The 15,952-nt window shown below is 67.3% G+C and carries 4 protein-coding genes; 2 read left to right on the forward strand and 2 right to left on the reverse strand.

Translation table 11 applies throughout. The annotated features are described in order from the left end of the window. Positions 1-18 precede the first annotated feature (18 nt). Complete coding sequence (locus A5699_RS25625; RefSeq protein ID WP_082957881.1) at positions 19-1,440, reverse strand: condensation domain-containing protein; 1,422 nt, start codon at positions 1,438-1,440, stop codon at positions 19-21. Positions 1,441-1,632: 192 nt separating this feature from the next. On the opposite strand from A5699_RS25625, the gene A5699_RS25630 reads away from it, so the two are divergent. After that, complete coding sequence (locus A5699_RS25630) at positions 1,633-12,693, forward strand: type I polyketide synthase (RefSeq protein ID WP_067775835.1); 11,061 nt, start codon at positions 1,633-1,635, stop codon at positions 12,691-12,693. Between the two features lie 50 nt (positions 12,694-12,743). On the opposite strand, the gene A5699_RS25635 is transcribed toward A5699_RS25630, so the two are convergent. Then, on the reverse strand, positions 12,744-13,844 hold the full coding sequence (locus A5699_RS25635; protein WP_067775838.1) for a dihydrodipicolinate reductase: 1,101 nt from the start codon (positions 13,842-13,844) through the stop codon (positions 12,744-12,746). 236 nt (positions 13,845-14,080) lie between these two features. Between A5699_RS25635 and A5699_RS25640 the strand changes: the two genes are divergently transcribed. Continuing rightward, entirely contained in the window at positions 14,081-15,919 is a 1,839-nt protein-coding gene (locus A5699_RS25640; protein WP_067775842.1) for an acyl-CoA dehydrogenase, read from the forward strand. Positions 15,920-15,952: the final 33 nt, after the last annotated feature.

Consider the following 15,952-nt stretch of genomic DNA (forward strand, 5'->3'; position numbering starts at 1 on the left):
ACCATGAACAACGCTCCGCTAGGCGACGCGGCCCCACTGACCGGTGTCGGCGACGCGCGAAGCCACCGACTTCATCGCCGCCATGTAGCGGGTGACCGACTTCTTGGCGACAGGGTTGTCGGGATGCATGATCGCCATGACCGTGCCCTCGCCGTAGCGGAAAATGTAGATGGTCAGTTGGTAGGAAAAGCGCCCGTCGGGATAGATGCCGATGTTGTTGGCCAGCCCCATGTCGGCCGCGGCGAGGATCGCGTTGAGCGGCGCCGCGCCGCCGTGCAAAAAGTTCGACACCGGGAAGTTGGGACGCGGCCAGTTCAACCAGGGCGCCAACTCCAGCACCCGGTAATACGGCACTCGCGCCAAATCCAGACCCGAATCGAATGACGCCTGTGCGGCCCAGGCGGCGTCACTGAACGACGTCGCCGCCACCGGAACCGTGATCGGAATCAGGCCGGTGAACCAGCCTTGCGTCATGAAATTGTCGCTCGCGGTTCGGGAATCTCTCGGCGTGAGCCCGTAATACGTGAGTGCGCCGGTAAATTCGTGTTCCACCAGTCCGAGGCAGGCGAACAGGCCACCGACAAAGCGTGCCCCGGCTGCTGTGCAGGCCGCCTCGAAGCGTTCGGTCTGCGCAGGATTCATCAGCACTTCGGAGGTCATGTCACTGCTGGTGGCCTCCAGCGGATTGCCCAGTGGCAGTGGGAATTCCGGGAACCCGTCTCGGTTGTTCTCAGCGAACTCGATCCAGGCGCGGACGCCCGGCGAGTCCACGGTCAACTCCGCGGTGTAGTCACGCTCGCGAATACAGAAATCGTCGAAACTTCCGGCATCGGGCAATGTGAGTGCTTGGCCGGTTCCGCTCAGCGACGAATACATGCCGTTTGCTTCCAGCATTGTGGTGCCGATCAATGTGGCATCGCCATGCACGTGATCCATCGCGGCGAAGAAAGTGAAGTGCTCCTCGTTCTGGATTACCCCGAACGTGAAACAGCCCCACTCCAGCGGATTCGGAATATCGATGACGTGGGCACGTATTTCGTCGACGGTCATGACGCCCTGATCGACCGGGATGAATTCGATGTCAGCCGGGTCTTCGAGCGCATGCCGGATGAATTCGCCGTCATCCACCTGCTTGAACCAACTGCGGAAGGTGTCGTGCCGGCGGAGGTAGGCGTTGACGGCCTGATCCATCGCTGCTATGTCACACTTCCCAGCCACTTCACAGCTGGCGATGATCTGCCGAGAAAAGTTCAGCCCCAATACTTTGCGTTCGCAATAGTTTCGAAGGTGTTGACTTTGCATGTAACTGACCGGCACTGAACTGACCGGTGCCCGGCTTGCCTTTTCCTGGGCTTCCACAGTCGGATGCCAAGAAGTCACCGAACCGCCACTCAACGTCCATTCATCAAGTGCGCCAACGGTTATCTGCCCAATGCGCAAAGCGCCGTCCTCCCAGATAGGCGACCGCCATCCCCCGAAGTCCGGTCAAATCTTCGACCGGAACACCCTCGCATGTCACCGATGCACATGCAATAGTGTCCGACGGGGGTTGGCGTGCGGCGTGTGGCCGCAGGGGTCAAAACATGCGGCTGCGGGCCGCGACATGACCGACGATACAAGGAGTACACCGGCATGGAATCGGCCGATCTTCCAATCGAACTCGCGCCACGCTTCGCGATCGTCGGCTATGCGGCCCGGTTCCCCGGAGCCCAAGATGCCGACCAATTCTGGGATCTTCTGCGCGAGGGCCGTGAAGCGATAACCGAGGTTCCGGAAGATCGCTGGGACGTCGATGAATTCTTCGATCCCGAGCCCGGAGCACCGGGCAAGGTGGTGACCCGCCGAGCCGGATTCGTCGACGATGTGACGGGCTTCGACGCGCCGTTCTTCGGCATGTCGACCCGCGAGGTCCGGCTGATGGATCCGCAGCACCGGCTTTTGCTCGAGACCGCTTGGCGCGCAGTGGAACACTCGGGTACCGCGCCGACTTCTCTTGCGAAATCCAATACCGGCGTGTTCGTCGGGCTGGCCACTCACGACTACCTGGGCATGGCATCCGACGAGCTGACCTATCCCGAGATCGAGGCCTACATGGCCATCGGGACGTCGAACGCCGCGGCCGCCGGCCGGATCAGCTATCGGCTCGGCCTGCAGGGGCCGGCCGTCGCCGTCGACACCGCGTGCAGCTCGTCACTGGTGGCCATCCATCAGGCCTGCCAGGCGTTGCAGCTGGGTGAATGCGACCTGGCCCTGGCCGGCGGCGCGAACGTCCTGCTCACCCCGGCGACGATGATCACGTTCTCCAACGCTCACATGTTGGCCCCCGACGGCCGATGCAAGACGTTCGACGCCGCCGCAGACGGCTATGTGCGCGGCGAGGGCTGCGGCGTCATCGTCATCAAACGCCTCGAGGACGCCGTCCGTGACGGCGACCGGATCCGCGCGGTGATCCGCGGCAGCGCAATCAACCAGGACGGCGCATCAGGCGGCCTGACCGTGCCAAACGGGGTGGCCCAGCAACAAGTTATCGCCGATGCGCTCCGGCGCGCCGGCGTGTCGCCGAGCGAGGTCGGATACCTCGAAGCGCACGGCACCGGGACGTCGTTGGGCGATCCGATCGAGGCCCAGGCCGCGGGCGCGGTGCTCGGTGCGGGGCGCGAAGCCGACCGGCCGCTGCTGATCGGGTCGGCCAAGACCAACATCGGGCATCTGGAGGCGGCCGCCGGCATCGCCGGCGTCATCAAGGTCATCCTGGCGCTGGAAAACGAGACGCTGCCCAAACACCTCAACTTCGAAAACCCCTCGCCGCACATCCCGTGGGATCGGCTGGCGGTGGAGGTGGTGAAGGAAACCATTCCCTGGGAACGCAACGGCCGGGCCCGGATCGCCGGGGTCAGTTCGTTCGGCTTCGCCGGGACCAATGCGCACGTGATCCTCGAAGAGGCTCCCGAGCAATCCGTCGCCCCGACACCGAGCGAGCAGTCGAGCGCAAAGTTCAGCATCCTGCCGCTCTCGGCGCACACCCCGGACGCACTGGTCCAGCTCGCCGATCAGTACCGCAGCTGGCTGTCCGCGCACCCGGAGGCCGGTCTGGCCGACGTGTGCCACACCGCGGGCGCCGGACGGGCACATCTGGAGCACCGGGCCGCCCTGGTGGTGAACTCACGCGAGTCTGCCCTCGAACTGCTCGGGGCACTCGCCGACGACCGCCCGGCCCCCGGCCTGGTGCGCGGCGAATCGTACGACAAGCCCAAGACGGCCTGGTTGTTCACCGGACAAGGCAGCCAGTACCCCGGCATGGCCAAGGAATTGTTCGACACCGAGCCGGTGTTCGCCGAGACCGTGCGGCAATGTGCCGCCGCCGTCGATGGTATTCTCGAAAAGCCGTTGCTGGATGTCATTTTCGATGTCGACGGGCCGGACAGCGATGAGACGCTGCGACAGACGTCTTACGCGCAGCCGGCGTTGTTCGCCGTGGAAATGGGACTGGCCCGGCTCTGGCAGTCCTGGGGCTTCGAGCCGGACGTGGTGCTCGGACACAGTGTCGGTCAGTACTCGGCGGCCTGCGTCGCGGGCGTGTTCAGCATCGAGGACGGCGCCCGGCTGATGGCCGAACGCGGCCGGCTGTTCGGCAGCCTGCCCGCCGGTGGCCGGATGGTCGCGGTGTTCGCCGACGCGGAACGGGTCGAAGGCCTGACCGACGAGTTCCCGAGCCTGTCGGTGGCCGCGTACAACGGTGCAAACACCGTATTGTCCGGGCCCGCAACGGATCTGGAGCAGGCAGTGGCCCGCTTGGCCACCGACAACGTGCGGTGTGACTGGTTGGAGACCAGCCACGCGTTCCACTCGGCGCTGCTCGAGCCGATCCTCGACGAGTTCGAAGCCGCCGCGAGCCGGGTCGATTGCACTGCCCCGCAACGCATTCTGATCGACAACCGCACCGGCGCCGCGCTGGGCCGCAGCGTCAAGCTCGACGGTGCCTACTGGCGCCGGCACGCGCGGCAACCGGTGGAGTTCGCCAAGAGCGTGCAGACACTGGCCGACCTGAACTGCAAGCTGCTGCTGGAGATCGGCCCGCGCCCGGTGCTCACCGCGGCCGCCCTGAGCGCCTGGCCCGACCCGGCCACCGCGCCGCGGGTGATCACCTCGCTGCGCCGCAACACCACCGATCACCGCCAGATCACCGAAGCCCTCGCCGACGCGTACGTCCTGGGGCACCTGCCCGATTTCGACGCGCTGCGCCCCGCCCACGCCCGCAAGCTCGACCTGCCGACCTATCCCTTCGAGCACCGCCAGTACTGGTACCGCGACGACCGGGAACGCCCCAACCAGCTCCAGCATCTCGGCGGTCCGCGGACCGAGGCCGTACGCCTGCTCGAGGATGGCCGGCTCGACGAGTTGGCCACCCTGATCGGCGGGGACAGCGGCGACCGCCAGGTCGTGGATGTGCTGACCAAGCTTGCCGCCCAACACAACCGCCAACGCACCACACAATCCATCGCCGACGACCGGTACGAGTTCCGCTGGCAGAAGTCCCCCGCCGCACTGTCCGGCCCGGCCGCCGGCGCGGCCACCTGGATCCTGATCGGCGAGGAGTCCGCGGCAGTGCAACCGCTGGCCGAGGCATTGAGCGCGCGTGGTCACCAGCACCGGTTCGTGGGGTTGCCGGACTCTGAGGCCGACGAGGCAGACCTGGCCGAAGTGTTGCGTGCGGCGGCAGCCGACGATGCGCCGCTGCACGTTCTGCACGTGGCGGCGGTCGACTCCGAGAGCGCACCGTCGATGCAGTCGTTGTTGCGGATGCAGCACCGGATCCTGGGCGGGACGCTGCGGCTGTTCCGTGCCGCGGCGGCCGCCGAACTGCGCAGCCCCATCTGGGTGGCGACCCGCGGCGCACAACGCGTCACCGACACCGACACCGTGGCGCCGGACCAGAGCTGCCTGTGGGGTTTCGGGCGGGCCGCGGCCCTGGAGCTTCCACAGCTGTGGGGCGGGTTGGCCGATTTGCACGACGGCAGCGCCGACGAGTGGTCGCGACTCATCGACCGGGTGACCACGCCGCAGGATGCGGCCGCCCGCGAGGACCAGATCGCGCTGCGTGATGACGCGGTCTACGTTCCGCGGCTGGTCCGGCGTGAGCAGCTACCCAGCGGTACACCGCTGCCGTTGCGCGACGACGCGAGCTACCTCGTGACCGGAGGCCTCGGCGCCATCGGGCTGGAGGTCGCCGCATACCTGGCCGCCCACGGCGCCAAACAGCTGGTGCTGACCAGCCGGCGCCCGGCCGGTGAGACCGCTCAGCAGCGCATCGACACGCTGAGCGAGCAGTACGGCTGCACCGTCCGGGTCATCACCGCCGACGTCGCCGACGCACACGACGTCGCACGGTTGCTCGCCACCGTGCGGGCCGAACTGCCGCCGCTGGCCGGCATCGTCCACGCCGCCGGCGAGAACAGCACCACCGCGATCAGCGACCTGTCCGACGCCGAAGTCGACCGCGTCTTTTCCGGAAAGGTCTGGGGTGCCTGGCATCTGAGTGAGGCCGCCGCGGACCTGAAGCTCGACTTCTTCGTCAACACCTCCTCGATCGCCTCGGTGTGGGGCGGATTCGGGCAGACCGCTTACAGCGCAGCCAACGCCTTCCTGGACGGCCTGGCCTGGCGGCTGCGGGACCACGGCGTCGCTGCGACCAGCGTCAACTTCGGCCCCTGGTCGGCGGGCATGGCCGACGCGGAATCCCGGGCACGACTGGAACAGCGCGGAATCCGCACGCTGTCGCCGGCCGACGCGCTGGCCGGCCTGGCCGATGTGGTGGCGTCGGCGGGGCAGGGCTCGACCCAGGGACTGGCCCAGGGCGTCATCGCCCGGGTCGACTGGGCGCGTTTCCTACCGCTCTACCAGCAGGCCGGGCGGCGGGCGTTCCTCGCGGAGCTGGAACGCGAAGTGCCCACCCAGTCGTCCGCAGCCGGGGTCGCCACCGCGTCCGGCAAGACTCAGCTGGTCGAACGGCTGGCAAGTGCGCCGGTGCAGCAGCGCAAGAAGCTGCTGACCGATTACCTGCGCGACGCCGTGGCCGAGGTGACCCGCGTGGACGCTGCCGAGATCCGTGAGGACGCCGGGTTCTTCGACCTCGGCATGGATTCACTGATGGCCGTCGAACTTCGGCGCCGCCTGGAAACCGGTCTGGGCCACGAGATTCCGGTCACCCTGGTGATGGATCACCCACGGTTGTCCGATGCGGCCGACTGGCTGCTCGGCGACGTGCTCGGACTCAGTGAGCAGGCGCCTGCCGCGGCGGCACCGGCATCGGTGGCCTCGCGCACCGACGATCCGATCGCGATCATCGCGGTGTCGTGCCGCTTCCCCGGAGCGCCCAACCCCGAAGCGTTCTGGGACGTGCTGTCCGGTGGTGTCGACGCGATCCGGGAAGTCCCGGAAGACCGGTTCGACATCGACGAGTTCTACGATCCCGACCCGGACGCCCCGGGCAAGACCTACACCCGCTTCGGCGGATTCCTGGATGGCATCGACGGATTCGATCCCGAGTTCTTCGGTATCTCACCCCGCGAAGCGGTGTGGATCGAACCGCAGCAGCGGCTGATGCTCGAAACGGTGTGGGAGGGCCTGGAGCGAGCCGGGTACTCACCGGCCAGCTTGCGCGGCAGCCGGACCGGCATTTTCACCGGGGTGGCCGCCAACGAGTACGCGCACCTGTTGTCGGCCGAACCGATCGACAAGATCGAACCGCACTTCATCACCGGTAACGCCCTCAACGCCATCTCGGGCCGGGTGGCCTTCGCCCTCGGCTTCGAAGGCCCGGCAGTGGCCGTGGACACCGCCTGCAGCTCAGCGCTGGTGGCCGTGCATCAGGCCGTGCAGGCGTTGCACTCCGGGGACTGCGACATGGCCCTGGCCGGTGGGGTCAACGTGCTGCTGAGCCCGGTGACCGTCATCGCCGCCTCCCGCGCCAGGATGCTGTCCCCGGTCGGGCGCTGCAAGACGTTCGACGCCTCCGCCGACGGTTACGTGCGCAGCGAAGGCTGCGGCATCCTCGTGCTCAAGAGACTCAGTGACGCCCAACGCGACGGCGACCGAATCTGCGCCGTCATCCCGGCCAGCGGGGTGAACCAGGACGGTGCGTCCAGCGGCCTGACCGTGCCCAACGGCGGTGCGCAGCAACGGCTCATCACCTCGGTGCTGGCCCGCGCCGGACTGTCCGGCGGTGACGTCGACTACCTCGAGGCGCACGGCACCGGCACGCCACTGGGTGACCCGATCGAGGTCCAGGCGGCCGCGGCCGCCTACGGCGGCTCCCGCGCCGCCGACCGGCCCCTGCTGATGGGCTCGGTGAAGACCAACATCGGCCACACCGAATCCGCCTCGGGCGCCGCCGGATTGATCAAGGTTGTGCTGTCCTTGCAGAACGAGGTGTTGCCGCAGAGCCTGCACTTCGACAACCCGTCGCCGCACATTCCGTGGGACTCCCTGTCGGTGCGGGTGGTCAACGAGGCGCTGCCGTGGCAGACCAACGGCCGGCCGCGTCGGGCCGGGGTGAGCTCCTTCGGATTCACCGGCACCAACGCCCACGTGCTCATCGAAGAGGCACCGACTGCCACGGTGGAGGCGCCCGCCGCGGGCGACGACCCGGCACCCGTCGACCCCGCCGAGCAGTCCACCGCCAATGTGCTTGCGCTGTCGGCCCGGTCACCGGAAGCACTGGTGTCCCTGGCCCGCCGTTACGAGAACTGGCTGGACGCCCACCCGGACGTCGACATCGCCGATGTGTGCCTGACCGCCGGAACGGGCCGCTCCCACTTCGAGCACCGCGCCGCGCTGGTCGTCGATTCGATCGACGACGCCCGCATGGGTCTGGCCGACCTGGCCGAGAACCGCACGCGACCCGGTGTGCTCCGCGGTGAGCACACGAATCACCCGACGACGGCCTGGCTGTTCACCGGTCAGGGCAGTCAACATCCGGGGATGGCACGTCAATTGTTCGACGCTGAACCGGTATTCGCCGAAACCGTGACCCGCTGCGCCGAAGCAGTCGCCGACATCCTGCCCAAACCGCTGCTGGAGGTCATGTTCGCCACCGGTGGTGAGGCGGCGGAAACGCTGCGGCACACCTCGTATGCGCAACCGGCGCTCTTCGCCGTCGAGATGGGCCTGGCCCGGCTGTGGCAGTCCTGGGGCATCCAACCCGACGTGGTGCTGGGGCACAGCGTCGGGCAGTACGCGGCGGCCTGCGTGGCCGGGGTGTTCAGCCTCGAGGACGGCGCCCGGCTGATGGCCCACCGCGGCCGACTGTTCGGCAGCCTGCCCGAGGGTGGACGCATGGTGGCGGTGTTCACCGACCCCAAGCAGGTCGAGCAGATCTCCGGCGAGTTCCCGCGGGTGTCGGTCGGTGCCTACAACGGGCCCAACACCGTGCTGTCCGGTCCGGGTGAGGATCTGGAGAAGGCGGTCGCCAGGTTCGAGGAGGAGGGCATTCGCTGCACCTGGCTGCAGACCAGCCACGCCTTCCACTCCGAACTACTCGATCCGGTGCTCGATGAATTCGAATCGTTTGCGGCCCAAGTCCAGTACGCGGCACCGACGTTGCCGCTGGTCTGCAACCGCACCGGCGCGGTGCTCACCGCCCAGACCGTGATCGACGCCCAGTACTGGCGACGCCATTCCCGCCAGCCCGTGCAGTTCTCCGAAAGCGTGCGCACCGTGGCGGCGCTGGGCTGCTCGGTGCTGATGGAGATCGGTCCGCAGCCGGTGCTGACCGGGGCCGCGGTGCAGGTGTGGCCCGAACATCTCCCTGCGCCGCGAGCCATCGTCTCGCTGCGCAAGGGCGTAGATGACCGCCGTCAGATCGCCGACGCGCTGGCCGCGGCCTACGTCGGCGGGCACCGGCCCGATTTCGCCGCCGTGCATGGCGGGCCGGGCCGACGGGTCGAACTGCCCACCTATCCGTTCCAGCGTCGCCGCTTCTGGCCAAAGGGCGGGGCGATCGCTGTCGAAGGTGGGGTGGGCTCCGGCGGCTCCGGAATCCTCGGCAGCGGTAAGGATCTCGCATCCGGCGACTCGGTCTACACCAGCCGGTTGTCCGTCAAGTCGCAACCGTGGCTGTCCGATCACGTCATCTACGGCACCGTCGTCGTCCCCGGCGCCACCTACGCGGCTATGGCGCTGGCCGCGGTCGGCACCCCGGCGCGGGCCAAGGATGTGTTCTTCTACGAGCCGATCATCTTGCCGGAGAAGAGCTCCCGAGAGGTGCAGTTGACGCTGCATCCCGTGGAGACCGGCGGTGAATGGACGTTCCAGGTACACAGCCGCCCGTACGGCGAGCGGGATGCGGAATGGTCGTTGAACGCCGAGGGCACCGTCGTGTCCGGTGTGGAAGACGCCGCCGACGAGCCGGCTGCCGACAGCGATCCCGTGGACGAGGCGATCGAACGCCTGGAGCGGATGCGTCCACAGGAACTGTTCGAGACCTTCGCCGACCTGGAGCTGGCCTGGGGACCGACCTGGTCCGGTTCCCTGAAGTCGTTGTGGCTCGGGGAGGGTGAGGCGATCGGCGACATCTTGGTCGGTGCCGAACTCGCCGAACAACTGGGCACCGAGCCGATGCACCCGGTGCTGATGGACCTGTGCACCGGTGTGGCGTTCCCGGCCTTCCCGGCGCTGCTCGCGGCCGAACAGGGTGTGAACGATCTGTTCCTGCCGCTGCGGTACGGGCAGGTGACGCTGAAGGAGAAGATGCCGCGGCGCTTCTACTGCCGCGCCCGGTGGCACGAGAGCGCCCTGGACAGCGAAACCCAGGTGTTCGATCTGGAGTATCTGGATCGGGATGGCCGTCACCTCGGCGGGATTCGCGAGTTCACCGTCAAACGCGCGCCGCGGGAAGCCTTGCTGCGCGGCCTCGGCGGGGACGCCACCCGGCTGCTCTACACGCTCGGCTGGAACGAATTGCCGCCTCCGCCCGCCAGCGAGGACGGGTCCGAAACCGCCGCCGGCACCTGGCTGATCGCCGGGTTCGACGAGCTGGCGGCACAGATTCGGGGCTGCATCCCAGTCAACCGGGCCGCCGATCCGGAACTGTTGGGACAGCTGCTGACTCAGGCTCAGGAGCGTGGCCTGCCGTTCTCCGGTGTGGTGTGGCGGGCCGGTGCGCCAGGGACAACCGAATCCGCTGCCGACGCGTCTGCCCGGCTGGAGAACGAGATCGAGAATCTGCTGTCCGCGGTGCACACCGTGCAGGGCGGACAGAAACTGCCCGGCGGGTTGTGGATCGTCACCGAGCGCGGTGTGGCCACCGAGTCCGGTGAGCCGGTCGATCCGGTGCAGAGTGCGCTGTGGGGCTTCGGACGCACGACGATCAACGAGGAACCGGCGTTGCGCGCCAAGCTCGTCGACGTCGACGGTTCACCCGAGGCCGTGCAGATGCTGGCAGCACTGTTGGCCACGCCGGTCGACGAGCCGGAAATCGCGATGCGCCAAGGGAAGCTGCTGGCGTCGCGGTTGTTGCCGTGGGCGCGCAGCGGGCATCTCACCGTCCCGCGTGGCGGTGACTACGTGCTGGCGCCCACCGAGCGCGGCGCGATCGACAACTTGCGGATCACCGAGAAGGACGTGCCGGCACCCGACGAGGGCTACGTGCAGGTCCGCGTGGAGGCGGCGGGCCTCAACTTCCGCGATGTGCTCAACGTCCTGGGTCTCTACCCGGGTGATCCCGGACCGATCGGTGGTGACTTCGCCGGTATCGTCACGCAATTGGGTGAGGGCGTCACCGGAGTCGACGTGGGGCAACGCGTCTACGGCTCGATGCAGGGGGCGTTCTCCAGTCGGTTCAACGTGCCGGCACAGTTCCTGGCACCGATACCGGACGGAATCAGCGCGGTGCAGGCCGCGACGATTCCCGCCGCGGCGCTCACGGTCCGGCTGGCGTTCGACTGGGCGCAACTCAAGCCCGGGGACAAGGTCCTCATCCACGCCGCCAGCGGTGGTGTGGGCCTGGCCGCCATCCAGATGGCACAGGCCAAGGGCGCCACGGTGTTCGCCACCGCCAGCACCTTCAAGCGGTCGACGCTGCGCAAGCTCGGGGTGGAGCACGTCTACGACTCGCGCACAACCGACTTCGCCGATCAGATTTTGGCCGACACCGACGGTGCGGGTGTGGATGTGGTGCTCAACAGCCTCACCAGCGAAGGGTTCATCGAGGCGACACTGCGGGCCACCGCCCAGAACGGCCGCTTCGCCGAGATCGCCAAGCGCGACATCTGGTCATCGGAGCAGATGACCGAGGCCCGGCCCGACATCGCCTACGAGATCGTCGCGCTGGACACCGTGATGTTCACCGAGCCCGATCGCATCCGCGATCTGCTCATTGAGATCTCGGACGGTCTGGCCCCAGCCGACGACTCCTCGCGCAAGCGCTCGTCGGAAACGGAGTGGACGCCGCTCCCAGCCGAGATCTACCCCCTCACCGAAGCCAGGGCGGCATTCCGCCGCATGCAGCAGGCCCGGCACATCGGCAAGATCGTGGTGCAGATGCCGAATCCATTGCAGCCGAAGCCCGATCGCAGCTATCTGATCACCGGCGGACTCGGTGCGATCGGCCTGCACACGGCGGCATATCTGGCCCAGCTCGGTGCCGGCGACATCGTCCTGACCAGCCGGCGTGCGCCCGACTCGGACTCACAAACGTTGATCGAGGAGATCACCGAGCGCTACAAGACCCGCATTCACGTCTTCACCGCTGACGTCGGGGTCGATGCCGAGGTGGCGAAGCTGCTGGAGCGGATCCGAATCGAGTTGCCCCCGTTGGCCGGCGTGGCGCATCTGGCGGGTGTGCTCGACGACGCGCTGCTCGGTCAGCAGAGCCTGGAGCGGTTCCGGACCACGTTGACGCCCAAGGCTTTTGGTGCCAGCCACCTGGACCGGTTGACGAGGGACGACGATCTGGACTTCTTCATCGTGTCCTCGTCGGTGTCCAGCCTGTTCGGTTCACCGGGACAGTCGAATTACGCGGCAGCCAATGCGTGGCTCGATGGCCTGGTGGCACAGCGTCGGGCGCAGGGTCTGCCGGCCACCGGCGTCAACTTCGGCCCGTGGGCTCAGGGCGGCATGGCCTCGTCGGAGGCCGCGACGGCGAACATCAGTGCGCAAGGCCTGATTCCGCTGGATCCTTCGGCGGCGCTGGCCGCGCTCGCCGAGGTCGTCGCCAACGGAACCGGTCAGGCCATCGTGCTCAAAGCCAACTGGCAACGCGCCGCGAAGGTGCTGGGCAGTTCGCGTCCGCCGATCCTCGACCTCGTGTTGCCGAGTGCCGCGGGAGAGGTTGTCGGTGACAGCGAGGTGCTCAAGCAGCTGCTCGAGATCCCGGTGCCGCAGCGGGCCGGGTTCGTCACCGAGTTCCTGCAGAAGGAGGTGCAGAACTTCCTGCGCCTGGCCCAACCGCCGGCGGCGACCAGCCGGTTCCTGGATCTCGGCACGGACTCACTGATGGCGATCGAGCTTCGCAACCGGCTGCACAGCCAGTTCGGCGGAAAGTTCACGCTCAACGCCACGGCGGTGTTCGACTACCCGACCATCGGCGGCCTCGCCGAATATCTGGTGGGCCAGCTGCCCGATGCGGACGCGGCGGATTCGCCGGAAACGGCGCCCTCCCCGGAGGCCCCCACGGAGGCCCCGGCCGCAGACTAGCCCCGCGAGCAGACGTAAACCCGTACCAAATCCCTTGATTTGTTACGGGTTTACGTCTGCTCGGCAGGTGAGGTGACCCAGCGGGTGGCGGCGACCTCGGCGGGCAGCGGTTGATGGAGTGGCACGTCGAGCCCGTCGTAGATGCCCGGCTTTTGTTCGGCCAGCCAGTTGACGGCCCCGAGCAGCCGGTTGGCCGCGGTGGTGTTGCCGCCGTCGGCACGAGTCCCGCCGGGTACGTCGGCGCGGGTGACGATGGTCAGCTGCGGATCGCCGTCGATGATCACCCGGTGGTCGCCGACACCTTCGTCGGGTTGTGGCCAGTCGGGGGCGCAGGACGGGTGGATGCGGGTGATGTGGTCGATGACGATGCGCTGTCGGCCATTCGACCAGCCGATCACCTTGAGCCAGAAGGCACCTTGAGTGCCTTGCTCGAAGCGGCCCATGACGGTGTCGATCGCTTCGTCGAGCGGTCTGCGCTGCACATCCTCGGTGATCTCGTCGATCTCCAGCCCGAGCCCGCGGCCGATCATCCGAACGTTTCCGCCCCACACCATCGTCGGGATCGAGGGCAACAGCATCAGCGGCACCTCGTCCATCGACCCGCCGAACCCGCAGCGCACCCGCACGGCCTCGGGCTGGTTGTAGGTGGAGTAGTCGAAGATCTCCTGGCAGCGGATCGTGTCGATCCGGGTGCACAAACTGGCGGCGGTCACGGCCAGGGCATCGTTGCCCCAACCCGGGTCCACGCCGCTGACCAGCAGCGTCGCGGATCCCTCGACCGCGGCGGCGGTCAGCCGCTCGACCCATTCGGCCGGCGCCGAGACCGGGTCGTAGAGGGAGTAGAGCGACGGCGTCACGACGTGCGCACCCGACCGCAGGCACCGTTCGATGTCGGCGATGGCCTCGTCGGGGCGAATGTCACCCGAGGCCATGTAGGCAACGGCGTCGCACTGGGCAAGCGCCGTGTCGACATCGGTGGTGGCAATGACGCCGGTCGGGGCGTCGAGCCCGGCGAACGCCGCGGCGTCACGACCAGCTTTGTCCTCGGACGACGTGATGACCGCGCTCAGTTGCAGGCCCGGGAACGCCGTAGCCGATCTGATCGCCGTCGCGCCCATGTTTCCCGTGCCCCACACCGCGATTCGACGCATCCGGTCACCCTAGTGGCCAGATTCGTGAGGATCGTCACAATGAACCAAAACCACAGGTCAGCGGCGCTGTGACGAGGGGCTACAAACCTCGATCAACCGCTGGGTTGGTTAGCTGCCAGAAATTGCTCAGAGTTTCTTTGCGTTGAAGTTACTGAACGGTATAGTTAGCCGCAGTTACTGGTGGGTAACTTATCCGAAGTACCCAACCTCAGGTGGCATTCTCACGAGGAGGAAAAGTGAGCCACTACAAGAGCAATGTCCGCGACCAGGTATTCAACCTGTTCGACGTCTTCGGCATCGACAAGGTGTTCGGCACCGGCAAGTTCGCCGATCTCGACCAGGACTCGGCGCGTGAGATGCTCGCGGAGATCGCCCGTCTGGCCGAGGGACCGATCGCCGAGTCGTTCGCCGATGGCGATCGCAACCCGCCGGTGTTCGATCCCAAGACCCACAGCGTGAAGCTGCCCGAGTCGTTCAAGAAGTCGATGCGCGCGCTGCTCGAAGGTGGCTGGGACAAGGTCGGCCTGTCCGAGGAACTCGGCGGTATGCCGGTACCGCGCGCCTTGCAGTGGGCCGTGATCGAGCACGTCCTCGGCGCCAACCCCGCGGCGTACATGTACGCGATGGGCGCGGGCATGTGCGAGATCTTCTACAACAACGGCACCGACGAGCAGAAGAAGTGGGCCGTGCTCGCCGCTGAGCGCGGCTGGGGCGCCACCATGGTCCTCACCGAGCCCGACGCGGGCTCCGACGTCGGCGCCGGCCGCACCAAGGCCGTCCAGCAGGAGGACGGCTCGTGGCACATCGACGGCGTGAAGCGCTTCATCACCTCCGCCGACTCCGACGACATGTTCGAGAACATCATGCACCTGGTGCTGGCCCGCCCCGAGGGCGCCGGTCCGGGCACCAAGGGTCTGTCGCTGTTCTTCGTGCCGAAGTACCACTTCGACTTCGAGACCGGCGAATTGGGCGAGCGCAACGGCGTCTTCGTCACCAACGTCGAGCACAAGATGGGCCTGAAGGTCTCGACCACCTGTGAGCTCACCTTCGGTCAGCACGGCACGCCCGCCAAGGGCTGGCTCGTCGGCGAGGTTCACAACGGCATCGCGCAGATGTTCGACGTGATCGAGCAGGCCCGAATGATGGTGGGCACCAAGGCCATCGCCACCCTGTCGACCGGTTACCTCAACGCGCTGGAGTACGCCAAGGAGCGGGTGCAGGGCGCCGATCTGACCCAGATGATGGACAAGACCGCTCCGCGCGTCACCATCACCCATCACCCCGACGTGCGTCGCAGCCTGATGACCCAGAAGGCCTACGCCGAGGGCATGCGCGCCGTCTACCTGTACACCGCGACCTTCCAGGACGAGGACGTCGCCAAGGCTGTCCACGGCATCGAGCCCGAGTTGGCGCACAAGGTCAACGACCTGCTGCTGCCGATCGTCAAGGGCTGCGGGTCCGAGCGGGCTTTCGTCCTGCTGGGCCAGGAGTCGCTGCAGACCTTCGGTGGCTCCGGCTTCCTGCAGGACTACCCGCTCGAGCAGTACGTCCGCGACTCGAAGATCGACTCGCTCTACGAGGGCACCACCGCCATCCAGGCGCAGGACTTCTTCTTCCGCAAGATCGTCCGCGACAAGGGCCAGGCGCTGGCCTTCGTCTCCGGTGAGATCGAGCAGTTCATCAAGAACGAGACCGGCAACGGCCGCTTGAAGACCGAGCGCGCCCTGCTGGCCACCGCGCTGGAGGACGTGCAGGGCATGGCCGCCTCTCTGACCGGCTACCTGATGGCCGCGCAGGAGGACCAGGCCAGCATCTACAAGGTGGGCCTGGGTTCGGTGCGCTTCCTGATGTCGGTCGGCGACCTGCTGCTTGGCTGGCTGCTGGCTCGCCAGGCCGCGGTGGCGATCGAGAAGCTCGACGCCGGCGCCACCGGTGACGAGCGCAGCTACCTCGAAGGCAAGATCGCGGCCGCGTCGTTCTTCGCCAAGAACATGCTGCCGCTGCTGAGCAGCACCCGTCAGGTCATCGAGACCCTCGACAACGAGGTGATGGAACTCGACGAGGCTGCGTTCTAGACCTCACGAGTAGCGCGAAAGCCCCCTTTTCCC

Source organism: Mycobacterium sp. E802, from assembly GCF_001666875.1.
Classification (GTDB): domain Bacteria; phylum Actinomycetota; class Actinomycetes; order Mycobacteriales; family Mycobacteriaceae; genus Mycobacterium.